This window comes from Exiguobacterium sp. AT1b, from assembly GCF_000023045.1.
Classification (GTDB): Bacteria; Bacillota; Bacilli; order Exiguobacteriales; family Exiguobacteriaceae; genus Exiguobacterium.
The window spans coordinates 1-26238 of the sequence record NC_012673.1 but is presented as its reverse complement, the minus strand read 5'-3'; the positions used below and the strand labels follow the sequence as shown (position 1 = coordinate 26238).

At 53.8% G+C, this 26238-nt stretch carries 32 protein-coding genes; all 32 read right to left on the bottom strand.

All coding sequences use genetic code 11. The features are described from left to right. Positions 1–9: 9 nt before the first annotated feature. Positions 10–333, bottom strand: a complete 324-nt coding sequence (locus EAT1B_RS00165) for a hypothetical protein (RefSeq protein ID WP_012726087.1) — start codon at positions 331–333, stop codon at positions 10–12. A gap of 51 nt (positions 334–384) precedes the next feature. Next, on the bottom strand, positions 385–1395 hold the full coding sequence (locus tag EAT1B_RS00160) for a major capsid protein (RefSeq protein ID WP_012726086.1): 1011 nt from the start codon (positions 1393–1395) through the stop codon (positions 385–387). Between the two features lie 47 nt (positions 1396–1442). Next, a complete protein-coding gene (locus EAT1B_RS00155) occupies positions 1443–1838 on the bottom strand; it encodes a hypothetical protein (RefSeq protein WP_012726085.1) in 396 nt (131 codons plus the stop codon). Between the two features lie 12 nt (positions 1839–1850). Continuing rightward, complete coding sequence (locus EAT1B_RS00150; RefSeq protein ID WP_012726084.1) at positions 1851–2612, bottom strand: hypothetical protein; 762 nt, start codon at positions 2610–2612, stop codon at positions 1851–1853. A 354-nt stretch (positions 2613–2966) separates the two neighbouring features. Further along, the gene (locus EAT1B_RS00140; protein WP_012726082.1) at positions 2967–4895 is read right to left on the bottom strand and encodes a phage minor head protein; all 1929 of its coding nucleotides are present in this window, start codon (positions 4893–4895) and stop codon (positions 2967–2969) included. Between the two features lie 25 nt (positions 4896–4920). Then, the gene (locus EAT1B_RS00135; RefSeq protein ID WP_237708253.1) at positions 4921–6438 is read right to left on the bottom strand and encodes a phage portal protein; all 1518 of its coding nucleotides are present in this window, start codon (positions 6436–6438) and stop codon (positions 4921–4923) included. An 83-nt stretch (positions 6439–6521) separates the two neighbouring features. Further along, a complete protein-coding gene (locus EAT1B_RS00130; RefSeq protein ID WP_012726080.1) occupies positions 6522–8192 on the bottom strand; it encodes a terminase in 1671 nt (556 codons plus the stop codon). A gap of 116 nt (positions 8193–8308) precedes the next feature. Continuing rightward, the gene (locus tag EAT1B_RS00125) at positions 8309–9025 is read right to left on the bottom strand and encodes a hypothetical protein (RefSeq protein ID WP_012726079.1); all 717 of its coding nucleotides are present in this window, start codon (positions 9023–9025) and stop codon (positions 8309–8311) included. Between the two features lie 188 nt (positions 9026–9213). Next, positions 9214–9603: a sigma-70 family RNA polymerase sigma factor gene (locus EAT1B_RS00120; protein WP_012726078.1), complete on the bottom strand. Its 390-nt coding sequence runs from the start codon at positions 9601–9603 to the stop codon at positions 9214–9216. A gap of 193 nt (positions 9604–9796) precedes the next feature. After that, positions 9797–10249 (bottom strand): hypothetical protein, encoded by a 453-nt coding sequence (locus EAT1B_RS00115; protein ID WP_012726077.1) that lies wholly within the window; start codon positions 10247–10249, stop codon positions 9797–9799. Positions 10250–10285: 36 nt separating this feature from the next. Continuing rightward, positions 10286–10492 carry a hypothetical protein gene (locus tag EAT1B_RS00110; protein WP_012726076.1) on the bottom strand — a complete coding sequence of 69 codons (207 nt, stop codon included), beginning with the start codon at positions 10490–10492 and terminating at the stop codon, positions 10286–10288. Continuing rightward, positions 10489–10956 carry a hypothetical protein gene (locus tag EAT1B_RS00105; protein WP_012726075.1) on the bottom strand — a complete coding sequence of 156 codons (468 nt, stop codon included), beginning with the start codon at positions 10954–10956 and terminating at the stop codon, positions 10489–10491. The genes EAT1B_RS00110 and EAT1B_RS00105 overlap by 4 nt, the downstream gene beginning before the upstream one ends. A gap of 15 nt (positions 10957–10971) precedes the next feature. Beyond that, on the bottom strand, positions 10972–11247 hold the full coding sequence (locus tag EAT1B_RS00100) for a hypothetical protein (RefSeq protein ID WP_012726074.1): 276 nt from the start codon (positions 11245–11247) through the stop codon (positions 10972–10974). A gap of 12 nt (positions 11248–11259) precedes the next feature. After that, positions 11260–11460 (bottom strand): hypothetical protein, encoded by a 201-nt coding sequence (locus EAT1B_RS00095; RefSeq protein WP_012726073.1) that lies wholly within the window; start codon positions 11458–11460, stop codon positions 11260–11262. Next, positions 11447–11788, bottom strand: a complete 342-nt coding sequence (locus EAT1B_RS00090; protein WP_041917883.1) for a hypothetical protein — start codon at positions 11786–11788, stop codon at positions 11447–11449. Before EAT1B_RS00090 ends, EAT1B_RS00095 begins: the two co-directional genes overlap by 14 nt. Position 11789: 1 nt before the next feature. Further along, on the bottom strand, positions 11790–12044 hold the full coding sequence (locus EAT1B_RS00085) for a hypothetical protein (RefSeq protein WP_012726071.1): 255 nt from the start codon (positions 12042–12044) through the stop codon (positions 11790–11792). Then, on the bottom strand, positions 12037–12426 hold the full coding sequence (locus EAT1B_RS00080; protein WP_012726070.1) for a hypothetical protein: 390 nt from the start codon (positions 12424–12426) through the stop codon (positions 12037–12039). The genes EAT1B_RS00085 and EAT1B_RS00080 overlap by 8 nt, the downstream gene beginning before the upstream one ends. Positions 12427–12429: 3 nt before the next feature. Beyond that, a complete protein-coding gene (locus EAT1B_RS00075) occupies positions 12430–13035 on the bottom strand; it encodes a hypothetical protein (protein ID WP_012726069.1) in 606 nt (201 codons plus the stop codon). Further along, positions 13032–13211: a hypothetical protein gene (locus EAT1B_RS15900; RefSeq protein WP_012726068.1), complete on the bottom strand. Its 180-nt coding sequence runs from the start codon at positions 13209–13211 to the stop codon at positions 13032–13034. The genes EAT1B_RS00075 and EAT1B_RS15900 overlap by 4 nt, the downstream gene beginning before the upstream one ends. A gap of 11 nt (positions 13212–13222) precedes the next feature. Further along, positions 13223–14044, bottom strand: coding sequence for a 3D domain-containing protein (locus tag EAT1B_RS15710; protein ID WP_148209417.1), 822 nt, complete (start codon positions 14042–14044; stop codon positions 13223–13225). 4 nt (positions 14045–14048) lie between these two features. Then, the gene (locus EAT1B_RS00060; RefSeq protein ID WP_012726066.1) at positions 14049–14594 is read right to left on the bottom strand and encodes a hypothetical protein; all 546 of its coding nucleotides are present in this window, start codon (positions 14592–14594) and stop codon (positions 14049–14051) included. Next, positions 14591–14935 carry a hypothetical protein gene (locus EAT1B_RS00055; protein ID WP_012726065.1) on the bottom strand — a complete coding sequence of 115 codons (345 nt, stop codon included), beginning with the start codon at positions 14933–14935 and terminating at the stop codon, positions 14591–14593. Before EAT1B_RS00055 ends, EAT1B_RS00060 begins: the two co-directional genes overlap by 4 nt. A gap of 12 nt (positions 14936–14947) precedes the next feature. Then, positions 14948–15205 (bottom strand): hypothetical protein, encoded by a 258-nt coding sequence (locus EAT1B_RS00050; protein ID WP_012726064.1) that lies wholly within the window; start codon positions 15203–15205, stop codon positions 14948–14950. Then, positions 15202–17763 carry a bifunctional 3'-5' exonuclease/DNA polymerase gene (locus EAT1B_RS00045; RefSeq protein ID WP_012726063.1) on the bottom strand — a complete coding sequence of 854 codons (2562 nt, stop codon included), beginning with the start codon at positions 17761–17763 and terminating at the stop codon, positions 15202–15204. Before EAT1B_RS00045 ends, EAT1B_RS00050 begins: the two co-directional genes overlap by 4 nt. Before the next feature lie 45 nt (positions 17764–17808). Then, the gene (locus EAT1B_RS15535) at positions 17809–18348 is read right to left on the bottom strand and encodes a hypothetical protein (protein WP_012726062.1); all 540 of its coding nucleotides are present in this window, start codon (positions 18346–18348) and stop codon (positions 17809–17811) included. Positions 18349–18366: 18 nt separating this feature from the next. After that, the gene (locus tag EAT1B_RS00035) at positions 18367–19110 is read right to left on the bottom strand and encodes an HNH endonuclease (protein WP_148209416.1); all 744 of its coding nucleotides are present in this window, start codon (positions 19108–19110) and stop codon (positions 18367–18369) included. A 17-nt stretch (positions 19111–19127) separates the two neighbouring features. After that, positions 19128–22238 carry a DNA primase small subunit domain-containing protein gene (locus EAT1B_RS00030; RefSeq protein ID WP_012726060.1) on the bottom strand — a complete coding sequence of 1037 codons (3111 nt, stop codon included), beginning with the start codon at positions 22236–22238 and terminating at the stop codon, positions 19128–19130. Positions 22239–22263: 25 nt separating this feature from the next. Next, complete coding sequence (locus EAT1B_RS00025; protein WP_012726059.1) at positions 22264–23034, bottom strand: hypothetical protein; 771 nt, start codon at positions 23032–23034, stop codon at positions 22264–22266. An 85-nt stretch (positions 23035–23119) separates the two neighbouring features. Further along, positions 23120–24796, bottom strand: coding sequence for a DEAD/DEAH box helicase (locus EAT1B_RS00020; protein WP_012726058.1), 1677 nt, complete (start codon positions 24794–24796; stop codon positions 23120–23122). Then, positions 24778–25218: a hypothetical protein gene (locus tag EAT1B_RS00015; protein WP_237708252.1), complete on the bottom strand. Its 441-nt coding sequence runs from the start codon at positions 25216–25218 to the stop codon at positions 24778–24780. The genes EAT1B_RS00020 and EAT1B_RS00015 overlap by 19 nt, the downstream gene beginning before the upstream one ends. A gap of 60 nt (positions 25219–25278) precedes the next feature. Further along, on the bottom strand, positions 25279–25749 hold the full coding sequence (locus EAT1B_RS00010) for a phage protein (RefSeq protein WP_012726056.1): 471 nt from the start codon (positions 25747–25749) through the stop codon (positions 25279–25281). After that, positions 25746–26102 carry a hypothetical protein gene (locus EAT1B_RS00005; RefSeq protein ID WP_012726055.1) on the bottom strand — a complete coding sequence of 119 codons (357 nt, stop codon included), beginning with the start codon at positions 26100–26102 and terminating at the stop codon, positions 25746–25748. Before EAT1B_RS00005 ends, EAT1B_RS00010 begins: the two co-directional genes overlap by 4 nt. Between the last annotated feature and the right edge of the window lie 136 nt (positions 26103–26238).

Below are 26238 nucleotides of genomic sequence, written 5' to 3'. Positions count from 1 at the left end.
GATGCCCCCTTACATGCCGAGTACGTCGGCCGCCTTCCCAGCTTCGATGATTGCGTCGATGATTTCGGCTTTCGTCGCGTCATGTTTGAACTCGACGTCCGCTGCCTTCGCGTGCTCTTTCAATTCCGGAATTTTGCTCGTGTACTTCTTGTCGAGTGCCGCTTTCTCCCCAGCTGGAGGATCGTCCGGCGTTTTCGGTGCTTCCGGTTCCAAAGCTTCCGCCTTGCCTTCCGCGATCAATGCCTGTCCGCTGATTTCTGAAAGTTCGATTTCTGCCCCTGCCTCGACGTGGGCGCCGTTAAAGGTGACTTGCTCGATTAGTTTAAGTTTCATCGTTTGGTTCTCCCTTCGGAAATTAAAATAGGGGGCAGAACGCCCCCTGGATTATGCGAGAATTGTCGCTTGTTTGATAAGTTCCGGCATCAAGATTTTCGGGAATGACGCCGCGACGACTTCCACGATCTCGCGCTTCGGACGTTCTTGTGTGAACGTACGGGCGAAGATACCAGGGTTCATGTCGTTCTCGACCGTTGGACCCATCAACTGTTCGCCGATTTCGCCACCGCCGACCAAGAAGACACCCTTGTTCTCGTGAAGCAAGCGCTGTGAGGCACGTACCCCGTTGTTGTTCACGTCACGGTAGACGACCGACGTATCGAAAGCCTCGAATGCCGGAAGCTGACGACCGCGTAAGAAGTCGTTCAGTTCCGCGAGCGTAATCAAACGATGCTCTGATCCTGTGATGGCTTTTCTTACAATCGCATCGTTCATGACGGTACGGACGGCCTTGATAGACGTGACGAAGACGTCAGGCGTGCGGCCGTTCAAGTCGACGTAGTCCTGGACCCATTTTTCGTAGTCGATGAGGATTGTCGCGTTCGCATCGTTCCAGCGTGTGGCCGCCGTGACCTTATTTTCTGCTGGGACGCCGAAGTCGACGCCTAACTTGATGCCGTCCTTGTCGTAAGCGAAGACCCCGTTACCGAGTGCCTGCCAGCGCATCCACTCGATTCGAGCATCGATGTTCTTTTTGACCGTGGCCACCTTGCCGAGCAATTGCTTTTCGACGAGCGTACGTTTCGCCTGGTTGCCCTTGTCGAGCAAGCCCGCGATTTCTTTCTTCGTGACGATGTACGACTGCCCGATGTCCGTGATCGAACCAGACACCGTACGGAGTGGGTCACGGTCAGTAAGTGGCAACTCGGCGCCAGAGTCGACGATGTTGGCCATGTCCGCCTGACGCTCGATCACCGTCTCGTTGAAGTCGATGTCGTACGTGTCGACGGCCGGAAGGAACCGCTCCCCGATATACGACGGGTTCACAGGTACTTCCTTGATTGCTTCGGTTAATACTGGGTTTTTGAAAAAGTCGCTGTATTGTGCTAATCCTGACATAGCGTAAAGCCCCCTTATGGAATGTGTGTCGGTCTACGGTCCGTCTCTTAGACGAAACGGATGTAGCCGCGAAGTTCTGCCTTGAAAGCGTCTGTCGCACCGATCAACATGCCGGTGTGGACCGAGCCGTGGACGAGCACCTGGCCGGCCGTCACGTTCGGGTTGTTCCCCGCATCGTCGAGTTCGAACTTAATCGATTCGTCGAGGATGACCGGGTTTGTTTTCCCAGCTGGGAATGCGCCCGCTGCGTCCTGGTATTTCTCGTAAAGACCGGTCACTTTGTCTTTGACGAGGCACGTGCCTTCTAAGACGAGTTCACCTTTTGCGAACTTCGAACCGTCGAGCGTGATCCCCGTGTTCACGTATTGATAGTGCGCGCTCGATTTAATCTCACGTGCGGCTTCTGCCGACTTGCGGCGGATTGTTACGTCGTTGTTTGACATGGTAAAGCCTCCTTATTGGTCTTTTTTGATGCCTAGCATCTCTAATGCTTGCGCCTTCAGGTCGTCGTCTTTCTTCTTGCCTCCTGGTGGCGGTGTACTGCCTCCTGGCGCTTTGCCTTTCAATCCTCCAGCTGGGGGGTTGTCGTCCCCTGGTGGTGGCGTGGCATTGTCCTCGGCAGATTGGAAAAGGTTCGGCTCCGCTTTGGCTAACTTCGCCAGCGCCGTCTCGACTGACTTCCCTACGAGTACGTCGTCCTCGTCGTATTCGAGTAGGTCCGAGTAGTCATCTAGCGCCCGCACGACTTGCTTCGGGTTGACCGGGTTGTATTTCCCGGCGGCTTTCAGCACAGCGTTCTCGATCGTAAGCTGTTGGATTTTCGGCTGAAGGACGTCCGCGGACTTCGCTTTCACCTGAAGCGCGGCCAGTTCCTGTTCATCGACCGAGAGATTCCCTTTCTTCTGGCCCTGAAGAGCCATTTCAGCGAAGTGGTCGAGTAGGTCTTTTTTGTCGACCTTTTCGAGATCCACGCCTTTCGAAGTAAGTGCCTTCTTGACCATCTGGCGAGCCTTCGCGACGATCGAACGGTCGAAATCCGCTTGTGAGTAGATTGGTTTGTCGTTCGGATCTTCGACTTCGAAATCTTTCGCGTCGTCGTGCTCTTCTTTCGTGACCAGTTCGTCTTCCAGCAACTCGGCCAACTGCTCCATATACTCGTCTGCTGTGATTTTGCCTGCCTGAAGTTTCGTCTGTAGCCGTTTGATGTGTTTGTTCATCGTCGCGTCTCCTTTTGCAGCTTAAAGCCCTGCGGCTGTGCTGCCCTGCATATTCTATGGCGGCAGGGTCGCCGGAATGTGCCTCGCGTTACGGTGCGAGGTGTCCGTTCAAGCCATTCCAGGTATTAGAAGCCCCTGGTATGGTAGGGCGTGCAACAAAAAAAGAGCCGCTAATTTAGCAGCTCCTTCTCGTCGATTGTTGGTGTGTCTTCCAGGTCCCTTGATTCGTCATCCGTCATGAAGTCGTTGAACTCCTGAACGACGTCGGCGGGTGCGCCGGGTTTCAGGTGCCAGTTTCCTGGTTCCCCTACAAAATAGGGGCTGTTCAAGAAATTCGGTTGTCGTCCTATCATGTCATCGCCCCTCTCGGTATTCTTCTAGTGCGTTCTCGATGGCCTCCCCGACCTTCCTTGCCCACTTGCGGGGGTTCGGGTTCAGTCGGTATTCAGCGAATGCCTCGGCCACGACTTCGCGATCGTTCTTCGTCGCGTATCGGCTTAGTTCTTCAGCAAGCTTCTCGTCTGCCAGCGCCTCCTCGACCACGGGACCGAGGTACTTGTCTCGTAATCCGATCTTGTCGAGGAAGTAATCAATGCTGTGACCGAACTCGTGGATCAGTACGGAAGCCGGGTTATCGGCTCCGATGGGATGGAACCCGCTCGCTACGTCGCTCTTTAGCGATTCTTTGAATCCATTATAATCCTTTGCCCACTTTTCGTTAAATGAAATCCCAGCGAGTTCTCCCCACGTCTTGTTCGTAGCCTGGGCGTAGGTGTTGCCCGACACTTTTTTCTTTTTGACGTATTTCTTGATAAGGCTCTCCTTCAGCTGAAGGGGCATATCTGCCAGCAGTTCTTTGTTTCTTTCTTCGAAGTCCCGGACCTGCTTCTCGTACAGCAGGTTATTCCGCCGCTGGGCGGTCCCGACGAAGTTCACGTCCTGGACTTCCGGATATAACTGCTGGAGGGCGTACAGCTGTTTGTTCACTTCATTCGCCAGTTCTACATCGAATCCCTTGTAGTCGACTTGTTTCACGGTCAGATTCTGCTCCGCCCAGGCGTTGGCCTCCTTGACGGTCTTCGCTGGCGTGAAGGCGTTGTCGATGATGGCGATCTGCGCCGCCTCCTGAATAGTAACGGCCGTTCCGACTACCGCACCGCTCGCGACCGTGAACGGGTCGAAGAAGTTTTTCGGTACGTCGGCTAACGTTTCCCCTCGACGTAAATATCGGCGTGGGTCTTCGTTTCGTACAGAATCATTCAGATCAGGAAGCCCGCGCTCTTTGGCATACGTCTCGTAATCCCGAGCCGGGGTGTAAGTCCGTTCCCCGAATTTCGATTTCGTGTCGCCCTCTCCACGTGCAATCCGCTCGCGTGTCGAGATGCCGAGAGCCGAGAGGACCGGGGACCACTTGCATCGGCAGTTCGGGTGGTTCGGGATACGTCGACCCGGTTCGCCTTTCTTTTCCGGCGTGTCGTAATCGAGTGCGAACACCTTGCCGTCGTTCTGCGCGTCTTTTGGGGCTGTCCGAGCATCCAGGACGGCGTTCCATCGCTTCCCGTCCATGATGTCGGCGTTCTGCATGTAGGTGTGGTTCGCCCCTTGCGCCGCCGCTCGAGTCATTTCAGTACGGGCCAGTCGAACCGAGTTATAGAACCCTTCTCCTGCGATGTCCTTGATGCGACGAGCGAGGCGGTTGATTCCCCAGCCTTTTCCAACACCCTCCTGAACCGCATCCCGCATCTTCCCAGCTAGGTAAGCCGTGTTCGCACGCAGTCGATCGCTATACGTCGCCCCGTCAGGAAGCCAGGGGTTCGCGAGCACGCCCATCACCACGCCCTGGGTCAGGACGGGAAGGGTCATGGCGACTTTCGCCGATTGTTCGATCGCGTATCCGTGATAGTAATAACCTTCAGCAAAACTGTAGGCGAGGTTCCGCTTCATCTTTTCGTCTTGCTCCGGTGCGCCCATTCGCCCCACGAGGAAATCCTGAAGCTTCTGGAGGCGTTCCATCTGACGTTGCATGTTCCGGAACTTCGCTTTCTCGACCGGTTGCTTCATGATCGGCACGCCGTTCGCATCTTGAACCTGGCTGTAGATGGCCCGAATCTCGTTCTCGATACGGATGGCCACGTCGTCCCAGAAGGGCTGAATCTCGCTTGCGTACTTCACCGCCCGCTTGTCTAGGATTTCCTGGTGTTTGACGATGAACCCGTCGAGGTCCTTCTGCATACGTGCCAGGACTTTCTCGTCTATCTTGCGTGGTGGCGGTGCCTTTGCCATGATTCAACCCTCCTATCTGGTCCCGTTATTCCGTGCCCGGTCCTCCAGCTGCCTCTTCCTCGTCATCCTGATCGTCGGCGCCCGTGCTTCCGAACTCTTCACCGTAGCCCATCGCGCTCATGCTGGCATTCGCCTGGCGTTTGCTATCGGCGTCCTTCTGTTTCTTCATCTCTGCGAGTGCTGCCACTGGGTCATCGATGAACCAGAGCAATTCGTACAGGTATGAATCCGGGACGATGCCGACCAACTGGGCGACAATCTGGGCAATCTCTGCGAAGTTCTGCGGTAGGTTCCGCTGGATCGTGAACTGTAGCCATTCCGCCCGGTAAAGGGGGACGCTCGAAGTCGCTTCTCCCGTCAAGATGCCATATACGTCGGCTGATTCGCTTTTCTCCTTGATCCGCTTCGCATTCAAGAGGTCCGTCAGGTTCAGGATGAAGCTTCGAATCGCTTGCGAGAAGTAGAGGTCCTTCTTGCCTGCCTTGATGTCCAGAGGTGCGTATTTCATCTTGATTTCTGTGGCCGTCGCCCCGGATAGGTCGTTAATCTTCGGCGTGCCACTGATCTGGTGGGTCAGTTCCTCGATGCGGTCCATATGGTTCTCGACCGCCGTGTCCTCTTGTGACGGTGCGAGGAACTGGGCGCTGGATTCTTTGCTCTTCAGGACGATGGCCCGCGCCTTCCGCATCTTGACGACTTCGTCTTCTGTCGTCGTGACGTTCGTGAAGACTAGGAACTGGTCCAGCAATCGGTCGACGGTGTTAGCCTTGTCCGATACCGTGCCCGCTAGTTCCTCGATCAGCGAGAAGACAGTAGCAAGGTCCGAGGTGCCGAGTCGCTTCTTTCGGTCCGCGTACTTCGCCGGGGTCCCGTTCGTGAAGAAGCTGACCGGGATGCGTCCGGCGTAATGTTCGACCGGGTTACCTGTCTCTTGCTCCTCTGCATCGAGTTCGAATCCTCCAGCAGTTTGGCTAACCAGGTAGGTGACGTACTTCGAATCGTACATTTCGACCTTTGTAATAGCACCGCTGCCATCATCGGCCTCGACTGTGAAGATCCGAAGCACCATTCGAAGTTTGCCCCGGGTATCATACACTGGGACCATCTCCTGTACAGGGAACTCCTCGAAATCGATGTCTCCTGCTTCGTCAATCCAGCAGATTACACCGCTATAGTATGCGATGGACCCCTGGCGAAGTTGTTCGGCCAGGACACGCTGTGCATCCCCCGAACGTAATAGCTGGAGGATGTCGTTTCGGAACGCCTCGACCAATTCCTTCGGGGCATCCTCGGCTTTCGGGTCCGCTTCAACGGTCCACGTGATCGGCTTGCCCATCATGTAGTCGACGACCGAGTCGATGATGATCGGGGCGAGGCTGGTCTGTAGCTTGTGGTTGATGTCGTCGCCCCGGCTCTTGTCGCGTTCATCGATGGACTGAAGGAACCCGTCGTATGCCGCCTGGTATTTGTCGACCTCGTACTCCTTGATGAAGAGATTATGCTGTTCGACGACCTTTCCCAGCCAGTCGTTATGCTCTGCCACCCAACTGGCCGCATTCGCCGCACCTAGTTCTGCGAGGGTGGGGGGAATCTTGTTCATTACTGCCATGTGTCTGCCTCCTCTCGTTATACGCCGTCCCGGTCGAAGGCTTCCGCTCTGCGACCTTCTGGGTTCTTGATGATCCACGCCGCCCGCATCAGCAAGAAGAGGCTGATGACCATATCGTCATGCGGGACATGGCCGGCGAATCGTGGCTTCGCGTTCTGTGGTACGTGGAAGTTGATGGTCTGTTGCTTCTTCGCGACACGGACCAGGTTCTCGATCTGCCACTTCAGTTCCAGCCACAGTTCGGATTGCTCCTTGTCAGCTGTAGGCTGTCGGGGAATCTTGATTCGGTCGTTCGCGACGTAGCTGTAAGCGAGATAGCCGAGTTTCGACTTGTTTTCATCGCCCTGCGCCTTGAACTTGTACGCCTCGACTTCCTGGTTCGGAAAGGTTTCTTTCAGGTAGTGGGCGAGGGGTTCCCCGATTCCGGTCGCATCGCATGTCCCGCCGATCGTGTTCCAATGTTTGATGATCGCCGTGATCTGGTCGCGTACCTTCGAATGGGCTTCGCCTGTCCAGTGATACCAGCAGACGGGCATGATCGTCCCGTCTCGGTCCAGCCGTCCGATGTGCATCGACGTACTGTCTCGCTTTTCCTTCCCGATCGTCTCGTCGTTCAGGGTGGTGACGTCCTCTTCCTGTCCGGCCACGTCGATGGCGAATACATATACCTCGTCACTCTTCGGCCCGATTCGCGTCGTCTCGGAAGTCGCGTAGATCCGTGCGACCTGCTCGGCGTCGAAGAAGCGACCAATGCTGTCGACGAAGTTCAGCAAGTATTGCGTCTGAATGGCGATGTGGTTCACACCGAGCCGCGCCACCTGGTTCTCGAAAGCCTTCCGGTAGTTGTCGTTCCCCGAGGCGATGACGCGATGGGCGTCAATCTTGAAGACGAGTTTCGGGCGGTACCCCAGTTCCTTCTCCAGCCGCTTTTCCATCTCGAGCGATTGGTTCATCGCTTTGTAGATATGGCTCTCCTTCGTCCAGGCGACGCCCCAGAATACGGTGGTCGCGTTGTTGAACGATCCCATTGGCTGCGCGTCTCGCTCCCACTTGTTCGTGTCGATGTCCTGCGCCTCGTCCCCTTCGAGTAGCGTGAACGCCGTCTGCGACGCGACGTTCGCACTCGGGTTGATCGAGAGGAAGGCCCACTTGTTCGAGTCACGGGGCGTGCCCATGTGGAACTTGTAGCCGTCCGACTTCCGGAAGGCGTGCTTCGTGAGGATAGAACCGGCCATCCCGCCGCTGTCTGGCGTGTCCGCTCCTTCTAGCCGGTCCATCGATGCCTGCACCTGTGGCTTGTGTACCGGCGCGAACTTGACGCCCGATATGCGCTCGTTGTAGTACCAGCCGTAGAGAAGCAGGTACTGCTCGATAAAGGCCGACTCTTCGTTCTTTCCGCTCTGCCGGGTCTGCATGATGACGAACTGCCAGCCGAGACCGAGCAAACAGCTACGGATAATCGCGTCACAGACCTCCAGCTGGTAATCGAAGGCGTCATTCTTTCGCAGGATGCGCCACATCTCGCGCAGTTTCTCCCGCTTGAATAGTTCATCGAGCGACTGGATCGTGTTGTATGGGACGCCGTCGAGCGCGTTCTTGACGAACTGGGGGACTGCGGTGATCGTCGGTGCCCCGCTGATCGGATCGACGTCTTCGCGATATATGATTTTTTCAGCTGTGGCATCCATCCGATTTCCCCCTCTCGACGTACGTCAATTCATATTTCGTTTATTGAAATTAGAAACACATACGCATGAAAAAAATTTAATTAGCATGAACCACAGTAAACGCATGAAGAAAAGCGTCACTCTGGAACCGCTCCACGGTCCTGCGCTGGAGTCTCCCAGGACGTATTCGCCTCTTTCTGCGATGCCTGGCGCAGTTCCTTGTTGATGTCGTCGATCAAGTTACCTGAATCCTGCCCCGTGAGTTTCGCGAAGCTGTCCACCATCCGGCGAAGCGTCTCGAGCGCCCGAGTCAAGACAGGGTCCTCGATTGTCCCAGCGTGGAAGTAGTTGATGGATTCGCCTTCCTTCACGTATTCGAGCGTCGCCTTTCGGCCAGCGAGACGTCTGCGGTTATATTCGCCGAGGTAAGACAGGATCTTCGCCTTCAGCAGGAATATCTCGTCTTCGAGACCGACTTTCCGGTCCACCAGCAGTTCCTCATAAGTATCGCGCTCCTCGGCGGTCAAGACCTTCGAGTAGAAGCCATGCTTCCGAGCGTTCTGCGAGACGCGCGCTTTCGCCTCTGGACTGCGAGGGCCAGTGTTGTTCCCACCGCAGAACTTACAGCGTCCGAATCCCGGATGTTGCGTCCCGGTCCCGGCGATCGATCGGCAGACGCCGTCGCCTCGATTCTTTTTCTTCTTCGCGCCACACAGAAGGACGACCGACTTGCCTCGAATCCCGACCAGGTTCTTCGCATCGGCCCGTTCGTGCAGCTGTTTCTTCAGGTTGATGTCGTATGGATCGAATCCCTCCGGCAAGTCATCCGGCTTTAGCTTGTTATCTTCCGTCATGTCGCATTCCCTCCCTTCGTGCGGCGAATTTCGCTATATCATGGGCATTATTCCGCCAAAAAGGGCCAGGAAATGGCGATAAGCGCATTTTTCCTGACCCTAAAATTATGTGTGTTATATAAAATCGTTTCTATGTTTACATAGAAATATCACTCTACCAATAATGATAGGTTTGTGAGGATGTTTTGTCAAGTCTTTCCGGAAATCTTGTCCAGCAACTCACTATAATTGACCATTTCGCCGTTCAAGTCCCGGTAGATCAAGTCTACAGCTGCACGACGATGCTGGTTATAGACGCCCTCGGAAATCATCAGCGTCTTCATCGTCTTCCGTCTCGGGAACTGATACACCCAGCGTGCCTTACAGATTGCACGTGTCAACGGTGGCAGGTTCTCGATGGCCTGGTCGAGCATGATCTGGTTCAGCGTGCTGTTCGTGATGCCGTCCGGCGACTTCGGTCCGCCACCGCTCCCGATCACTTCTTCGACGGGCCGGTCGCCCGCTCGCAAACTGCTATAATTCTCCAGCCAGTGAAGGATTGCCTTCTTCGTGATAAAGCCTTCAATCCGTTGCCCCAAGAGCAAACCTCCTATTAGTAATACTAATAATTAAATAGTAAATACTATATATAATAATAATAAATATAATTAGTTTTATAATTATTAATAATAATATATAAGTCTTTCATTTCTTTAGGGGGGTTATTTTTTAAATTACTTTCTACTGGAATCTTTTAAGTAGACCCCCCTCTAAAAAAACGAATTTTATATATTAACGGTTTAACCAGCTGGAGGCTTTTCGAACCCCGCGCCTCGGGCCTCGCTTCCCGAATTGCACATTCTCCAGCCAGGAAGCCAATTCATTCGCCTCTTGAATATCGACTTTCGTCTTATCCGTCAACTCTCGAAGTTCGGACCGGAGACGCGTCACGTCTGCCTGCTCCTTTACAAGTCGCTTTTCGAGTTTCCGTTTTGCGACCGTCGCCCTGGCCACGTTATAGGCGACTTCCGTCTGGCGCAGGCGCTCGGCCGCCATCATGTAGTCGTGTGTCAGCGCATCGATACACCATTCTTGATCGGCGAGTAGATCCATTCGCACCTTCAGTTCTTTCGTCTTCTCTTCTACCTCGTCGAGCGACGTAGCCGCTGCTTCTGTTTGTTGAATGCCGAACCACGATGCAATCGTCGTCTTGATCCGGTAGATCAGGTTTCGTGTGAATCCCATGTGAACCGCTCCCTTTGCTCTTAATATCCTGACTGATTAAAATGAAATGCCTGCCAAAATGATTAGCCCTTCGAGTTGTTTCTGTGTGACTTCGACCATCGGTAATCTCATGAAGTCTTCATTTTCGTCGGGTTTGTAATCGCGTGATACTTCTTGTATTTTGCGCTCGCCATCTTCCATCCAATATTTAAGCTGAATCGTGTTCCCTTTATTTTTCAGCTGATATTTCTGCAATACGATCATGCTTCACCATCCTCCATGAATGCTTCTTCGAGTGCCACACGGTCCCCGTTCATCTGATCGACGAGGTAATCGATAAAGTTATCGAGGTGCGATTTCTCTAGTTCCCGGCTCTTAATGTCTTCCAGCTGATCCGATACCACTTCATACGCACGGTTTAGATCGTGCTTGATTTGGCGGTCTTCTGAATCATCCTCTTCAGACAATTCATATTTTCCTGCCGCAATCTTTACGACGTCCCGTTTCTCCAGTGGTACGACCGTCAAGAGCAAGTCGCCGTCGTGCGTTGGGAATGACACTCCGAAAGCATCGTAACGATTTTGAAGTTTGTGGATATGGGTCAGCGCCGCTGCCAGCACCTCATTGGTGACCTCTTTCCGTTTCATGCCCATCGTGCCGTCTTTCAGGATGCTCGCAAGATAGATGTCGTTCGATAATGACGCGTTGACGATTTGTAAGTTTTTCATGTACCCACCCTTTTCTTATTCATATTTTCGCTTCAGTGCCTCAAACTCCAGTAACTCACTTTCTACTTCCGCGACCTTATCTTCGATGAACGATCGAGAAAGGGGGTCCGACGTACGATTGATGCGGGACTTCAGGAACTTGATTTCCTCCTTCAGGTGAAACATCGCATAACGAATGAGGCGTCGCTTCTGTTCGATCGTCATCCCCTCGCGAAGTGCTGCCAGTTCATCCTGGTGTACAAGTGCCGTGTTCGTGAGTTGTAGATAGTGGTTCAGTTGCTTGTGGTTCATACGTCGGTCCCCCTATTCCATCAACGGCCGTGACTTGATGATTTCAAGCGCCTGCTGTTCGGTGAAGCCTTCCGCTTTCAATGCCTCGAACTTCGCTTTCATCAGCTTCGCGTTCGCGACTTGAATCTTGATGATAGCCAGCGTCGTCTCGATCTGCTGGTCGGCCATGATCTCCCACTCGATAGGCGTGAATTTCGGGTTATTGTCCGCCATACGTCGATGCCTCCTTTTTATCAATCGGGATGTGGATGGCCCGGTACGCCTCGAAGATGTAACAGGCTTTTCCGTCCTCGTCCGTTGTCTCCCGACGCCCGACCCTCCAGCCGTTTGTTTCGAGCCATGCCTTCAGTCCCTTGTTCGCCTTGATTCCTGCTCTGTAATGAAGCCGCATATTGACACGGAGAGGATTGGACATCGAAATCGAATGTGGTTCTGGCATGCGCTCGATAACGAAACCATGTAGCATCTTTCTCGTGTCCTGGATGAACGTCTTCGTGATTTCGTGGTCCCTTACATAATCGAACGTGCTGCGTGTCTCCATATCATTCACCCCGAACCGACGTAGTGATGTCGTTTTTCATCGCTTTGCGGGTATTATGGTCGATTGTCATCCCGCGCATGTTTTCGAGGTGGCGATCATGCTCCTTGCGTAACTGCTTTACTACGTCGGTCGCCATGAAGATGGCGTGATCTCGTTCGGCTTTTGTCATGTCCTGACTACCGACGTACTTCCGGACTTCATCGACGTATGCGATGGACAGCGTGTCGAACGCGCTCTGGGCGCCGTACTTACTCATGAACGGCCACCCCCTGACGACGAAGCCGGACCAGCGTGTTACTTAGTACGTCGATGCTTAGTTCCATCATCGAATGCTCGAGCGATTGGTTCGCCGTGTCCTCGAACGGCGCATAGTGCAGGTGGATCAGTTCATGCACCAGGCTGACCTCGTGGTCCTGCTCCCGGACCGTGCCGGGCGGATATTCTTCTGGGTCGAGCAAGTGGATCATGGCCGTCTTTTCGTTTAGCGACCACTCAATCGATGCTTGCGAGCCTACCGTGAACATCTTGTACGACGGCTTGACCGCCGCCTCGATTTCCCAGTCCTGAAGACGCAACTCCTTTTGCCAGATGGCGAGTGATTCATTCAACTGTTCCTGGCTCTCGAAAAGGAATCCCATCCGTCATTCTCCTTTCGTGAAGCCGGCGTATGCGGTCGCCGTCTTGTTGCGGTCTTCGCGTTTTTTCTTCTCGATCTCGATGACTTCCGCGACGTAGTCTTCGACGTATTCGATGGCATCGTTCACGTCGGACAGATCGCCTTCCGGAACGAGGGACACGTGGTTCGAGTAACCGAACGATTCACCGACGTAGTACGTCAGTTCTTCCTGCGACTTGCGAGAGAACACGGTCTGAATCGGGGACCCTGCCGCTTCATACAGAACGACGTACCCGACATCCTTGTGGATGGTACGGACCCCTTTGATCTCCATCTTCTGACCCAGGTATTCGATGTTCTGAATGAAAGGAAAGAGGACGTTGCCGTTCGCTTCATCCACCTGGGGGGCGGGCGGTGCGACTTGTGGTTCGATTGTCTTCTCTGTGACTTTGATGAAGTCGTACGGCGCGGTCCCGAAGTCGAGAATCTGGTCGGGCTGTGTGATGTTCGTCTTTCCTGTGGCCAGATCCACAGCATGGGTGTATGCCTCGTCGATGGTGTGCCCAGGAAGGGACAGCTGGAAAGCCTGCCCGCTTTTCTGGATGGTGACGTCGAATTGTTTTTCGTTCATTTGAAAGCCTCCCTTGTGAATTTGGTTAGATAGTCGTGCTCCGTGCAGGTCTTGAACTGGATGCCCTTCACCTGAAGGAGTGTCTGAAACGTTTCCGCCTCCTCGTGCAGCACCCAGCAACTCTTACAGCGAAGCAACTCGTCGTACTTTTCTTCCTGGCGTCGTGCGTTCATCATGGTTTGCCTCCTCATTGGACAGTGACGATAGTGACGTGACGCGTCTGTCGACCCCACGCTTGCGCACGGTCTAGGTCAGCCACATATAGGTCGATATGCTGTCCGTTTACGGCACCCCCGCGATCTTCGACGACGTAGTTCCCTGGTAGCCCTTCGATTCGGACCACGGTGCCCGGCGGTAGGACGCTCCAGTCGGCGGCGATCGTTCGCCCCTCCTGAACATACGTCCCGGTTGTCGTGATTCCGTATCCCGGTTCGCCTGGCTGTTTCTGTGTAGATTCATAGCCTGCTGTGTATGCGGTTATAGTGAATGACCCAGCTGGATCAAGAGCCACCCCATCAGAACCCCCGCCGTTCCGATTGTCCACCCGATCAGTGGTCCCTTCACTTTGTCGAGATTCTTGCGGAATTTCGCTTTCTTCAGTTGTTCCTCCAGCTGTAGCATCTTCCAGTGCTGCACCTCCAGCTGTTGCTTCAGATTCCCGTTCCGTAGTTCCATCTGCGACATCTCGAGACGCAGGACCATCTTTTCGGTTATATGCTCTCGGTTCTCCTCGTTCAGTTCGATCAGTGTCGTATGTAGACGATCGATCTCTGCTTGCTGACTGCGGTTCTCTTTCATGACCCTTCGCGGCGCCCTCGCTTCCTGTAATGTTTCGGCATACTCCTTGTCGTAGAGCGACTGATACTTCGCCTGCCGACGTACCGCCTTCATCCAATCGTGTTGTGGTCTCTGGTTGTGTGGGTTCCGGCGTCGCTTGCTCTGTTGCTTTTTGCCCATACATACATCCTCCTATGAGTAAAATGGCAATCAATGCGACCCGTTTCTTCATGACGTCAGATTTCCTTCAGCATTGTCCGGATGGCGCTCTGCCACTCGTCCGTTCGGATGGTGTCACCCATGTACTGGCGAAGGATCAGCTTCAGCAGTTTCTCGTCTTTATGGATGCGGCCATCTTCTTCTAGTACGTCGACCCAATATTTCGGCTTGAACGTATCGGCATGCCAGTAGAGGAAGCCCGAGCGATTGTGTTGGACCCGGTCGAGGAACTTCGGTCGCTCGTCCTCTTTCGTGCCGTTCCAGGCGACGTATTGGACCGTATAGATGAACAGATCGTCGACCGAGTTCCGGATGCCCTCTGTCTTCACCTGGAGTTCGCCGCGCTTCAGCCATGTCCGGATGCGGTCCAGCTTCTTGTCGACTTCCCATGCCCACAAGGTATGTGCGTCCATCGTCATTAGGGCTTTGATGAACCGGTCTTCGTAATCCGTGCTCTTTTGCTGGAAGATCATGCACGCCTCTGCCATGAACTGCTTCCAGTCGTCCGGACGTTGCGGGTCTTTCGTCTGTACAATGTTCAATAGTTGTTGTTTGACACTCATGAATTCTTTGTCCCCCTTGCCTCAAATTTTTCTTTCAGATCGACGCCGTCGATGATTTCAATCGGTTTGACTAGGTTTTCATACTCCTGACGTGCAAGTTCTTCTGTGACCCTCGCGAGTCGAACGTCGCCCAGCTTCAATGCCTTCGCCGCGGCTTTTAACGCGATCTGCTTCCCGAGTTCATACGACGCCGCGTTCGCCTCCCTTAATTCCTGACGGGTGAAGGTCGTCCGGGCTTCGTGTTTTTGATTCTGTTGTTTCATACGTCGGCGTTGCTGACGTGAAAGCTTATCCCATTCGGTGTTCAATTTCTCCATAACTTTGTCGCGAATGTCTGCCATCTCTGCACCTCCTTACCAATTCTTGAAGCAACTATCGAACAGCGACTGCGAATACCTGGAGAGGGTCCCTTTACGTCGATGCTGTCGCGCTGTCTCGGAATAATCCTTACGCATCTTGTTCACGCTCCAGATGATCGTCAGATGGTTGAATCCGCTCGAATCGTCCACCGGTTGCCGAGAGATGACCCCGACGGGCCACCCCTCCCTTTTGTAGCTTCGTTCGCTTGCTGTCGTCTTCGTGTAAATCGGGACCTTTGCCGTCGTGTTCATCGTGCGACTTCCTCCTGTGCGTTGACCCATTCTTCCAGGTCCATTTTTGTGCCCCAGTCCTTGCCGACCGAGGCTTCTGCGATAACCGGTACCGGGAAGTCAGGTAACGGAGGCCGTTCCATGACTGCCTTAATCCATGCGCCTGCTTTCTCTACGAGAGCCGGGTCGTCATCCATCTCGAAAATCATTTCATCGTGAATCTGGGCGATCATGTCGATGCTGCCATGCGTGAAGAGTACGTCGGTTTCGCCCTGTCGTTGCTTGAACGTGTCTTCACCGATGCGGTCGTACACTTTGTTCTGACAGTCTTTCATGATGTCCGCTGCGGAACCTTGAATCGGGGTGTTCCCTGCACGTCGCTCGTCTGAACCACGTAGCTTTGAATTCGTGCCGTTAATGTCCCGAAGCAATCGCTTGTACCCGTAAATCGTTTCGGCATAGCCGTTTTCCCGCGCGTCGAGGATGGCCTGACGTTGCATCTGTGGGATTCGAGGGTAGGCCGTCTTGACCGCGTTGACGATGGCCGCACACTCGTCGAGCGTCTTCCGCACCCCGTAATCCGTCTTGAAGGTTTTCTGAAGCGCATACTCCGTCCCGCCGTAAGCGATGCCGAAGTTACCGGCCTTCGCGTTCGTCCGCTCGATCTTCGTGATGTCGCTTTCCGGTTTCCCGGTCAATGCAGACGCTGTACGTCGGTGCATGTCGCCGTTCGTATTGAAAAGTTCGATCATGACTTCGTCGTTTGACTTCCAGGCGATCAGTCGAAGTTCGAACCCGCTAAAGTCGATGAAGAAGAGAATCTTGCCTGGCTTCGGTGCGAAGAAGCTTCGAATCTTGAAGTCATCGTTATCCGGACGAGGGACGTTCTGGCCGTTCGGTTTGAAACTGTTCAGGCGGCCCGTGTCGGTGAACGAACTGTATCCTGCGTGGATGCGGTCCGTGAACGGGTTCAAGTATTTTTGACGCCCGACGATATGGCTGGAGATCAGCGTCGTGTATTTTTGGATTTTCATCATCTGCTCGATCAATGCGATTCCTGCGTCCTTGAACGGATGAAATTCGCGTTTCTTGATTCGGATGGCGCCACGTTCTTGTTTCGTAATGTCCCCGTTGAATCCAGGTTCTCCGTAGTTCGCATCTGGCTCGATGTCCTCCCATCCTTCCGGAAGTGGGATGGCAAGATACTTCTCTTCGTCAATCGACTCCAGCTTGTTCTCGAGCATGAACCGCATGTCGATCAGTGCCTCCTCGTCGAGCGACGCGTTCCCCGTCTTGTCACTGATTTTCAGTATCGGTAACTTCATCTTGTTGAAAAGGGCCAGCTTGACGCTTCCTGTCTTGCCCGTCTTGCCTGGTGCGACTTCCTCGCCTGTCGCTTCAAAGATGATGCGTTTGATTTCTTCCGATGCGTTCTCCTGTGCCTGAAGCGCCTCTTCGTAACGAGCGTTCGCCGTATCGGTATTCCACGGCATCCCCCAGAACTCCATGATTCCGATGACGCGCATGAACGGCATTTCGATGTCGTGCAGCCATTTGTCGTACCCCGGAATCTGCTCGATGATCGTCTTCCAGTAGTGATAATGCTGAAGCCCGTAATCCGCATCCTCTGCCGAGTAGATGAAGCCTTCTTTCGTGCTGGCATCGATCTCGTCGAAGAACTGGACGCCCTTCTTCTGAAGCAATTGACTGAAGTCTTGCATCGTGACGCCGAATGTCTTTTTCGTGGCCGTCTTCAGGCCCCACCCGGTGTGCGGTTTGCTTAGGCTGTTCAATCGACCCGGAGCCGCGATCTGCATGCTCCGGACCCACATCATCAACGGGTCGGCTACGCGTCCGAGAATATAGCGCTTGTATCGAGCCGCGAACTTCGTTTCGAATGCGAGGTTGACGGCAATCTTTAATGTCGGTTCGTGCGTGAAAACGTAACGGTCCATCAGGTCAAGCACCGCTTCACGAGCCTCGTCCCGCGAAAGTTCAGGGGCGATATTTTTCCCGACCTTGTGACTGATCGGGACGACGCGTGACTCGTGTGCCTTCGCCGAGATAGATACCGTACAGATGTCGGCCTGGTGCGGGTCGAATGGGGTTTTCGAGAAGGTTTCTTCGAGTTCCTTACGTTCCCCCTTCTTGACGCTTAGTTCCGCTTTCAATGACTTCAGCACGCCCTTGTCTGTCACCGTGGCGTCCGATTTCCCCTCCAGCTGGAGGATGCCCGCTTCGAGTTCTTCGATTCGGCTTGTCAGCATATTGATCCGCGGCACGTAGTACGCTCGCGCCTCCTCGCTCGGTGCTGTCTCCCAGTCGAATGATGCGAATCCTGTTTCCTGGCACCGTTTCAGGTATTGCTCCAGTTCCTCCAGCGTCAGGATGACCTCGTAGTCTTTCACAGCTTGCGGTGCCGGTTTGCCCCAATCGATTCGGAACTCGCCGGGCTTTGGTGGCGCAGTAGATAAAACCGCCTCCAGGTGACTCGTCCCCCCTGGCTGCGTTGTCGGTTTAGGTGCTCGGGCGAGGGGCGCCTTGACGCCCACGTTCCCGAATAATCCTCCGAGTTTCATGATTCATTCCACTCCTTATTCATTTAAATTAGAAACACATGATGCTTAAACGATGGTCTTGCTTTTCTTTTCTCCCCAGAACGCGCTGATGCTCCGTCTCACGTAACAGTCGTGCTTTCGTTTGGAACGGGCATAGGCGGCAGTTTCGGCTTTCGTCATGGTGGGTTTTGTCATCGCCTCGGCGATGGACATCCCTCCCTCCACACGTCGATGTAGGCATCGATAACTGATTCCGTTTCCTCTGGCCGTCTCGATCTGTTCGTCGGTCAAGACACGCGCCTTGTTTTCGTTCATTCGCTGTGCGAGTTCTTGACGCGTCGCCGTTTTCATCGTGGCCGCTTCTTCCGGGTCCATGTTCAGCTTGCTCACTCGATAGGTGAACGTGGCCTGTTTGACGCCGTTCGCTTCCGCTACCTCTTTCCAGATAGGCCAGAGGGGTGGCGACTTCTTTTGTAGGGGTTGGGTTATCGCCCGCTTGATTGGCATCCGTTCGTGATAGACCCGTCGGTACAAGGCTTGTTCTGAAATCCCGTTTGTTGCGGCAGTTTCATAGTGTTCCGGTGTCAGATAGTAATCGTTTTCCATGCGGGCAATTCCTCCCTTTTATAATGAAGACGGCAAGTCGTATGCCGTACCGAATTCTGCTTCATAGTCTTCGCTGTACATGAACATCATCCCAGCCGCTGAAGACGTCAATCCATTCAAGTGGTCGAAAATCGCTTGATATGACACGAAGTTCTTTCGCGCAGCCTCTCGCACCGATCGATACTCGTTAATAAACGTTTTTGTCTCGGGTTCGAACATGATGACCGCTTTGCTCTTTGATTTATAGCCGGTCCGTTTCCCCAGCGTCTGTTTGTCGATATATTCCAGATTTCCTACAAAGTTGTCCATCCTGATCCCGTTCTTATGAACGACGCTTGCGCCTGGTGGAATCGGACCCAGATAGTGCATGGCTACCAGGTGGGCGACCTTGTACTCTTTGTATCTACCGTTCAGTCGCACTTTGACCTGAAGGAATCCTTTGTCTTGATATTGGAAAGGTAGGATGAACTTCATCGTGTGCTTGTAGACCCGCTGGACGCGACCGTAGTTCGAAATCAGGAATTGACCGTCCGACCCCTGTACCTCGACCCAGGCTTCATCTTTGATGATTTCATTCGAGTACCATTCTCGACGTTGCTTGATCGTCGGCTCGGCCGTCGAAAGATACACGCCGATTCGTTTCAGTTTTTTCTGTCTCGATGCGAATGAACGGATCGACCCATTATCTTGCCCTGTCATCTCGCTCATTTCTTTGGCTGTAGTCTTTCGTGTTTGGTTCGTCATCGGGTCATACAGGTACATGTGATCGTCTCTCCTTCTTAGTAGTCGTATTCGTCGTCGATGTTGTCGAAGACGCCCAGTTGCATCGCGAACTGGATGTAGGCGTTAAAGCGTGGCGTCTTCCGGAAACCACCCGACGTATTTTGAATCATTCGCATGCGCACCAGCTGGTTGACGATGCTTTTCGCTTCGTCCTTCTCGATGGATAGCATCGCCTCGATGTCCCCGAGACGAAGATATTTCTGCTGGGCGAACAGTTTGATGAAATCGTAGAACTTGTGGGTTGTCTTCAGCGTGTCGACCTTCTTCAGGTCTGCGGTGAACCGCTCGTATCGGTCCTGTGTCATGTCTTCCTCTTTCAACGCCAGGCGAGCGTAGTAATTCAAGCCGGCCCCTGGGCTGTTATAGAGTGCCTTCAGGTATTCGTGGATGAACTCGACGTGACCCGGAAGGACGACGATCCGTTCACCCGACTCGTCCACAGAGTGGGTCAGGGATGCGAGTGCGACCGCTAGACGTGCAATCTTGTTCCGCTGATCGGAAGGCGAGACGAGTGGGATGTCGGTCGCTTTCCCGTAAAGCTTCGACAAGGCTGTCGCGACGTTCAGGATACTCTGCGTCGTCTCGTCCGTGAAGATGACGTCTTCCGGTTTTCGTGACCAGGCGAACAGGATGTTATTCTTCAGTGCGTCCTTGTCGATGAACGACGGGAACGTTCCGATTTCCTGGTTATACACTTCTTCCGCTACGTCGTTGCTTCGCATGAATGCCGCGAAATCGAATCGACGTATGTCTTCGTTGTTGAAGATTTCTTTCAATGACTCGACGCCCTGGGCGTAGTCCGCGAGGCGTTTCCCTTTTGGAACGTTTCCGGAAAGGATGGCCCGGACCCGGCAAGGTGTTTCAGCTGTGACGGCCCGTTTGACCTCCAGCTTTCCGTCTGACCGTGCGAGCGTCATTTCACCGTAGTCGTCTTTCGAGATGCCGGTGTCTTCATCGATCCAGATCATGCCCTTGTCTGCAAGCGGCCAGGCGCCCCAGACGATGTACCAGGCACCATTCGCCCCAGACTGCTCCATCTTATATGTGAGACCCGTACGACTCGTCGATTCGGCGTTCACTCGCTCGCCTAGACCAGCGTACTGCATGATGTTTCGGATCAATTCAGATTTACCGGTTCCCGTGTCCCCGACGATCTTCATCTCTGCCCATCCTCGAATCGGCTCGTTCGCCCACGGAACCCGGAAGCGAAGGACCGAATGATAGACCATGAGGACCCCCAGCAGGATGTCGTCACGTTCGACGATTTTCGTGATGTTGTATGTCAAGTCGTTGCAGATCGCCGCGAGCTTCTCTTCAATCGAAGCCGGGCTGTAGTCCGCAGGCTGGAAGATGCCGAGGCTTTCCTTGACGTCCTCCGTGTAACGGAAGCTTTCGACGACGTCCTGGAGTGGTTTGGCCGCGTTGATTAAAATCGTCCCCTCCTGGTTCTTCGGATGGGGATAGACCGTTCCGGTCAGTTCGTAGTGCTTGTTCTCGTTGATCTTGACGTCGCCGATCGAGTAGACCCGACGTAGGACGTATTTTCCTTCGTTGCTACTGTCGAGAAGGTCCGCTTCCTTGTCGTCTTCCGCCATCGGGATAACGAGCAATTCGTCGACGTTCGTCTGCTCGACGACTTCCGTGTTATATTTCGCGCAGTTTGGGATGCCAGACATCGTCTTCAGGATGCCTTTGATGTTGTCGTCCCCGATACCCGTCATCTGGATCAATTCCCGGTCGTGTACGCCGAGTTCTTTATACAAGGTGTGGCTCGGGATATCGAACAGTGGGCAACTTGTCTTCTTACAGTTCTCGCGTCCCCAGCACTCGTATTCGATGGTCTTCGGTACGATGTAAGGCGTCGCTTTCTTCCCGGCCACCATGACCCGTGTCCGGACCGACTTCTCTGCGTAGTCCGCGTTCCCGGTCTGCGAGAGTGGCAGCAGTTCGATGTCCTCTTCTTTGACATCCTGCTTCTTCAATGCGTGGCATAAAGACCCGGCACAGGCGACCCGGTCGTAATCTTTTTCACCTGGAGTCTTTTCGCCGTGAAGCGATCGGATGAAGGCACAGCCGAACCGGTACTGGTTATCGTCAGCGTAGACCGAATCGACGACGCTTCGTGTGTTGGCCACACGCTGGCTCTTTTCGTACCCTGATTTCGAACTCGTATGCTTCAGCACCCACTCTTCGAGGATTTCCAGCGTCTCCTCTTTCGTATGACCTGCATCCTTGAAATAGCAGGAAAGCTGTACGGTCGCCTGGTTTCGGTCGCCGTCTTTCTTCCAGCCCCCGTTCAGGATATCCTCGACGCAAGCAGGTGGCTTGCCTTTCTTGAAGTTGAATTCCTCGGTGTCGTATTTCTTCTTCGATGTTGCCGCTGCTTCAAGGTATTCGTCCATCTTGTTTTTGTAGAAGGTGTTCGCATTAGGACGCAGACTAACTGATTCACGTCTGACCTGGTTCGTGTACTTCAGTTCGTCGGGCTTACGTGGCTGTCCGGCAAGGTTCTTAATTTCATCGAGTGACATCGTCTTCAATTCCCCGACGTTCAGTTCGATCTTATAGCGTCGCGTTTTTTGGTGGACGGTGTTCGGAAGACGTAGCATCCGTTTCGCCGTATAGACGACGAGGTCCAGGCTCTCCAGTTCCAGACGATGCACTAAATATCCTGAAATGTGTTTGAAGATCTTATGCAGATCCTCGCGTGGCTCGATCCCGATCGCCTGGGAATTGACCAAGATGTGGAATCCTTTCGATCCCGAAAAATATACCCAGATGTCGCTCTCTGCGATGTCTAATTCTTCTGTAAGAAAATCGATTAACTTTACTGCGTCTGCCTGGCTGACTGCCGGGTCCTTCTCGTGGTCCAAATCGAAATAGAGGGGAGCAGTAAACAACTCCGCCCCCTTCTTTCGTTCTGGGGAATTAAATCGCTGTACGGTGGTGAAGCAGTTGAAGTTCATCGCTTCCTCGTTCTGGAACTCCTTGACTTCATCCACCTTGATGCGCTTCCACGGAATCCCTTTTCCGTCTTGATTGTTATACCAGGCGTCGACGTAGATAAAGTCCTCGATTTTATGAGTTTTTTCTTTACCTTTAGCCATGTTGACGTCCCCTTTGCTGTCTTGATTAGTTCGATACGAATTCGTTCGGGTCGAGACCGTAGTCTGCCGGGTTGAACACTCCGACTGGCGTGAAGTCGATTCCGATCCACTTGCGTGATTCTTGCTTACGTTCCGCTGTCGTCAAGCGAACGACGACTGCGTTTGCCGCTGTACGTGCCGGGACGTTCATTTTCTTGTACTTGCCCTGGTAGCAGTTCATCGCGAAACGTCCCCAGCCGAAGCTGTCTGTCTGGCTGAACGACATGAGGTAGATCTGCGGGAACTCTCCAGGTGCGAGTGTTGCGACCGGTACGACGTATGCCATGTAACGAAGCTTGACGTCTTCTTCCGAGTAGCGTTCCGCCGCTTCCGGGTTCTGTGCGAGGTATTCGCCGAGTGCCGCGAGCGCCTGGTCACGGTCCGGGTCCGCGACAATCAACTGGCCTTCTTCCGGAGTTCCTTCATGACCCCAGAGGCTGTAGCGCTGTTCCCCGTAACCGACGACGACGTCAATCGAGTCACCGAATTTGACCGAATCGTCATCCTTCTCGCCGAAGTTCCCTTTCGAGTCGATCGTGAGCCAGTCGCCCATACGGACGAAGTCGAGGTCTAGCCCTGCGTTGATTTCGACGAAGTTACGTTTCGTTTCTTCGAGGATGGCCGAGATGTACGTGCTCCCTGTCGCGACGACCGCAGGCGCCTGTGCCTTCTCCTGTGTCACGACCTCGTTTTTCTCTACGACTTCACCTTCGTTTTTTTCTACTACTTCAGTTGCGTTTTCGTTTTTCTGTGTCATGTGAACATGGCTCCCTTTGTTTTAAATTGGTTTATTCAATTAATTTTGAAACACATGTGACGAGTAATCCGTCGCATCACTCCTTTCAATAGGGCAGGTCTGGTAAATCGAACATCTTGCCGCTCGTCATGAAGCTTTCGATTTCCTGGCGCTCCGTGCGTGGCTTGTTCGGTACCGCGATTCCCAGCCGTTTGTATACCTTACGTCGGCTGTTGTACTGCTGTCGGAACACCCCGACGTTGTAATCGACGTAGTCGTACCATGTCGCCTGCTTGTCGGGGTTCGTCGGGTCTTTCCGTTGGATGCGCCCGATCTCCTGCTCGACGCTTCCACCGTTCCCCTTCTTCGCGTCATCGCCTCGTTTCGGCATGACCATGTGCCCGACCGTCAAGTGAGGCATGTCTAACCCTTCTCGGGCGAGTTGCGTCGCAAACAGGATGTCGATTTCTTTGCGGTCACACGCTGCCATGATCTCTTTACGCTGGCCGGCAGAGACTTGCCAGTTCTGCATCTCGTCCTGCGTGTAGTTCTCGACCTTGTATTTCGTTCCGGTCTTTCCGGTCCGCTCCTCGATGATCTCCACCCCGACCGGACGCTTCGTCACCCATTTGTAGCGACTGATTCCACCGTGAACGACCGCCATTCGTGGCATCGGCTTTCCTGCTAACGCCGCGAGGTGGGCGACCTTGTCACGAAGCTGGAAGCTGTATCGTACGCTCTCGGCAATCACGATGGAGTATTGACCTTCAGACGCATCCAGGATGCTCTGCGCGACGAGTGTGAGGCGTGTCGGGTCCTGAATCAAACGCTGGAGGACGGCCGAGTAATCCATATCGTCACCGCCTGCCTCGACGCTATCGATTTCATTTCGGTCACTTGCGCTGTCGAAATTGAATTCCGTGTAAACGAATTCGACTTTCGGCTTGATTAGTTCCCCGCTGTCGTACAGATCGTCACGTTCGACCCGGTGAAGTTGTGGGCCGATGCCGTTGTACATGTAGCATTCCAGTCCGTCCTTTCGTTCCGGTGTGGCCGTGACCCCCAGCATGTTTTCCGCTTTGAATCTTCCAGCCGTGTCGACGAACTGGACCGCCGGGAAGTGGTGCGCCTCGTCGATGACGACCGTTCCGATGAACTCGTTCAGCGCATCGATCAAGTGCCCGTTTCGCTGAAGCGTTTGGACCGTGGCCATGATTAAGTTGCCGTCACCCCATTCGTGGCTCCCGTCCCCGAAAAATCCAATCTTCCCGACGTTCGGAAGTAGCTTCTCGGCTTTTGCGGCCGTCTGGTACATCAGGTCGGTCGTGTGGGTCAGCCAGATGGCCGCCCGTCCTTTTTCGCTGATGTAACGGAGTCCCATGATGGTCTTCCCGCTCCCTGCTGGTGCAATCCCGACGCCGTTCTGTTTGGTGACGGCCTCGATGAACGGTTCCTGGTAAGAACGAAGCTTCCAGTCGTTGTTCCATCCGAAATCCACGCCTTTGCCTGCGGTCTGCCGACGGCTCGTGACTTTCTTCGGGTCGATGCCGCCCAGGGTCAGAATCCCGTTCAGTTGATTCTCGAAGCCCCTCGGCGTGACCAGATCGCCCTGGTCGTGGATGAAGAGTTCGAGTTTCGGGGGGATGCCCCACGCCCTCTTCCCGATACGCTTTGCTTTCTTATATGCCGGGTTATCGACGGTCAATGCTCGCGTGATGGCGGCCCGAATCGGTGTCGATGCCCCTCGAATGCGAATGTTATGCGTTATGAAGATTTGAAGCATTCAATCACTCCTTTCAGGTCGTAAGTATTCGTCGCGCTCTTGTTTCTCGGAAGTTCGGCGCAGACGATGCGGTTCGATTCTAATTCGTCCAGGGTGATGTAAAGCGTCCCCTTCTCTCGCATGTATAGAAGCGCTTCTGCGAGCCGGAAAGCGTATGCCTTATCAAGCCCTTCGTCTGGGTCGTGGAAGCTGACGAAGACCAGCCCGACGTTGCGCTCGATGACCTTATCGAAATCAATCAACCCTTGAATCTGGTTCGGTCGGAGGTAGGATAGTTCGAAACGTCGACTCTTCGTTCGTTTCAACTCGGCCAGGATGTTGATCGGCTCCGTCAAAATGATTCGGTCGGCAGGTCTCGCTCCTCCTCCCCCGTCCTTGATGACCATCGTCCAGACATTCGGGACAAGCCTCCAGCTTTTCATAATCTCCAGCTGGAAGTCCTCCCCCCTCTGACGACGCTCTTTTTGCTTTGCGTTCATGGCTTACCCTTTCGAACTAAGAAATTTAAGCAGGTGTCCCTGTGCCCAGGCACGTGCCTCGATTAAGTTCGTCGATTGCTTTAAGATGTCCCATCGGTCTTTCATGAGGGCGATCTGGCATTCGACTTGCGCCAGGTCCGCCTCGATGCTCGTCAATTGGGACCGGGGTTCCCGTGAGACGTGGCGTCGATACATGTCACGCATTTCCGCGTTCGCAAGTTTGACCTTGTTTCCGTCGATTTCGACTGTGTTGTCGACGCCGATTTTCATGAAGGCGCCAGCTTCAAGAAGCTTGATTTCACCCTCCAGCTGTTTGGCTGCCTTTACGAGTTCCGCACGGTTCCCGTACGCTTCCCCTACTTCTTTTTCGATTGCGACGAGATCCGATAGTGCTGCGTCGACCATCGTATTCACAGATTCGACGTTCTCCGGTTTGATGATGTGTGAGTATGACCCGATTTGCAATGTGCTCATGCGTTTACCTCCTGGATGATTTCGATTCGAACTTCAAGGCTGTCAACTTCGTGGATACGAACCTCATGGCGACGTTCCGAAACCTCGCTGTCACGATGATTGTATTTATCAAGAGCCGTTCCGACGTACACGAACCCGAGACTCAACGGGCTGACGTCCGTGATGATGGCATTGACAGTGTGCTTGTATCCCCATGATCCGTGGCCCGCCTTGACTTTGATTGCTGTTCCCGGCTTCAATCGTTCCACGTCGAACTGCGGACGATAGACCGTGATGGCTTCCGACTTACGTTCCTCCGTTACTGTGGGTAGCTTCTCTGAACCGAATTCATATTGCTCGTTTTGCTCTGACATTTGACTTGCCCCTTCCGGATATGTGATTTCACGATTAGGAAGTGCCCTGCGACCGGGTACCCGGCATCGTCGTAGGTGTAGACTCGCTGGATGGTGTAAGTGCCGCATCCGGCGCAGGCAATCTTCGTCGTGTCTT

Excerpts from the sequence above, each read along its gene's own strand:
- EAT1B_RS00165 (WP_012726087.1), bottom strand. The coding sequence starts at position 333 with ATGAAACTTAAACTAATCGAGCAAGTCACCTTTAACGGCGCCCACGTC.
- EAT1B_RS00160 (WP_012726086.1), bottom strand. The coding sequence starts at position 1,395 with ATGTCAGGATTAGCACAATACAGCGACTTTTTCAAAAACCCAGTATTA.
- EAT1B_RS00155 (WP_012726085.1), bottom strand. The coding sequence starts at position 1,838 with ATGTCAAACAACGACGTAACAATCCGCCGCAAGTCGGCAGAAGCCGCA.
- EAT1B_RS00150 (WP_012726084.1), bottom strand. The coding sequence starts at position 2,612 with ATGAACAAACACATCAAACGGCTACAGACGAAACTTCAGGCAGGCAAA.
- EAT1B_RS00140 (WP_012726082.1), bottom strand. The coding sequence starts at position 4,895 with ATGGCAAAGGCACCGCCACCACGCAAGATAGACGAGAAAGTCCTGGCA.
- EAT1B_RS00130 (WP_012726080.1), bottom strand. The coding sequence starts at position 8,192 with ATGGATGCCACAGCTGAAAAAATCATATATCGCGAAGACGTCGATCCG.
- EAT1B_RS00125 (WP_012726079.1), bottom strand. The coding sequence starts at position 9,025 with ATGACGGAAGATAACAAGCTAAAGCCGGATGACTTGCCGGAGGGATTC.
- EAT1B_RS00115 (WP_012726077.1), bottom strand. The coding sequence starts at position 10,249 with ATGGGATTCACACGAAACCTGATCTACCGGATCAAGACGACGATTGCA.
- EAT1B_RS00110 (WP_012726076.1), bottom strand. The coding sequence starts at position 10,492 with ATGATCGTATTGCAGAAATATCAGCTGAAAAATAAAGGGAACACGATT.
- EAT1B_RS00105 (WP_012726075.1), bottom strand. The coding sequence starts at position 10,956 with ATGAAAAACTTACAAATCGTCAACGCGTCATTATCGAACGACATCTAT.
- EAT1B_RS00100 (WP_012726074.1), bottom strand. The coding sequence starts at position 11,247 with ATGAACCACAAGCAACTGAACCACTATCTACAACTCACGAACACGGCA.
- EAT1B_RS00095 (WP_012726073.1), bottom strand. The coding sequence starts at position 11,460 with ATGGCGGACAATAACCCGAAATTCACGCCTATCGAGTGGGAGATCATG.
- EAT1B_RS00090 (WP_041917883.1), bottom strand. The coding sequence starts at position 11,788 with ATGGAGACACGCAGCACGTTCGATTATGTAAGGGACCACGAAATCACG.
- EAT1B_RS00085 (WP_012726071.1), bottom strand. The coding sequence starts at position 12,044 with ATGAGTAAGTACGGCGCCCAGAGCGCGTTCGACACGCTGTCCATCGCA.
- EAT1B_RS00080 (WP_012726070.1), bottom strand. The coding sequence starts at position 12,426 with ATGGGATTCCTTTTCGAGAGCCAGGAACAGTTGAATGAATCACTCGCC.
- EAT1B_RS00075 (WP_012726069.1), bottom strand. The coding sequence starts at position 13,035 with ATGAACGAAAAACAATTCGACGTCACCATCCAGAAAAGCGGGCAGGCT.
- EAT1B_RS15900 (WP_012726068.1), bottom strand. The coding sequence starts at position 13,211 with ATGATGAACGCACGACGCCAGGAAGAAAAGTACGACGAGTTGCTTCGC.
- EAT1B_RS15710 (WP_148209417.1), bottom strand. The coding sequence starts at position 14,044 with ATGAAGAAACGGGTCGCATTGATTGCCATTTTACTCATAGGAGGATGT.
- EAT1B_RS00060 (WP_012726066.1), bottom strand. The coding sequence starts at position 14,594 with ATGAGTGTCAAACAACAACTATTGAACATTGTACAGACGAAAGACCCG.
- EAT1B_RS00055 (WP_012726065.1), bottom strand. The coding sequence starts at position 14,935 with ATGGCAGACATTCGCGACAAAGTTATGGAGAAATTGAACACCGAATGG.
- EAT1B_RS00050 (WP_012726064.1), bottom strand. The coding sequence starts at position 15,205 with ATGAACACGACGGCAAAGGTCCCGATTTACACGAAGACGACAGCAAGC.
- EAT1B_RS00045 (WP_012726063.1), bottom strand. The coding sequence starts at position 17,763 with ATGAAACTCGGAGGATTATTCGGGAACGTGGGCGTCAAGGCGCCCCTC.
- EAT1B_RS15535 (WP_012726062.1), bottom strand. The coding sequence starts at position 18,348 with ATGGAAAACGATTACTATCTGACACCGGAACACTATGAAACTGCCGCA.
- EAT1B_RS00035 (WP_148209416.1), bottom strand. The coding sequence starts at position 19,110 with ATGTACCTGTATGACCCGATGACGAACCAAACACGAAAGACTACAGCC.
- EAT1B_RS00030 (WP_012726060.1), bottom strand. The coding sequence starts at position 22,238 with ATGGCTAAAGGTAAAGAAAAAACTCATAAAATCGAGGACTTTATCTAC.
- EAT1B_RS00025 (WP_012726059.1), bottom strand. The coding sequence starts at position 23,034 with ATGACACAGAAAAACGAAAACGCAACTGAAGTAGTAGAAAAAAACGAA.
- EAT1B_RS00020 (WP_012726058.1), bottom strand. The coding sequence starts at position 24,796 with ATGCTTCAAATCTTCATAACGCATAACATTCGCATTCGAGGGGCATCG.
- EAT1B_RS00015 (WP_237708252.1), bottom strand. The coding sequence starts at position 25,218 with ATGAAAAGCTGGAGGCTTGTCCCGAATGTCTGGACGATGGTCATCAAG.
- EAT1B_RS00010 (WP_012726056.1), bottom strand. The coding sequence starts at position 25,749 with ATGAGCACATTGCAAATCGGGTCATACTCACACATCATCAAACCGGAG.
- EAT1B_RS00005 (WP_012726055.1), bottom strand. The coding sequence starts at position 26,102 with ATGTCAGAGCAAAACGAGCAATATGAATTCGGTTCAGAGAAGCTACCC.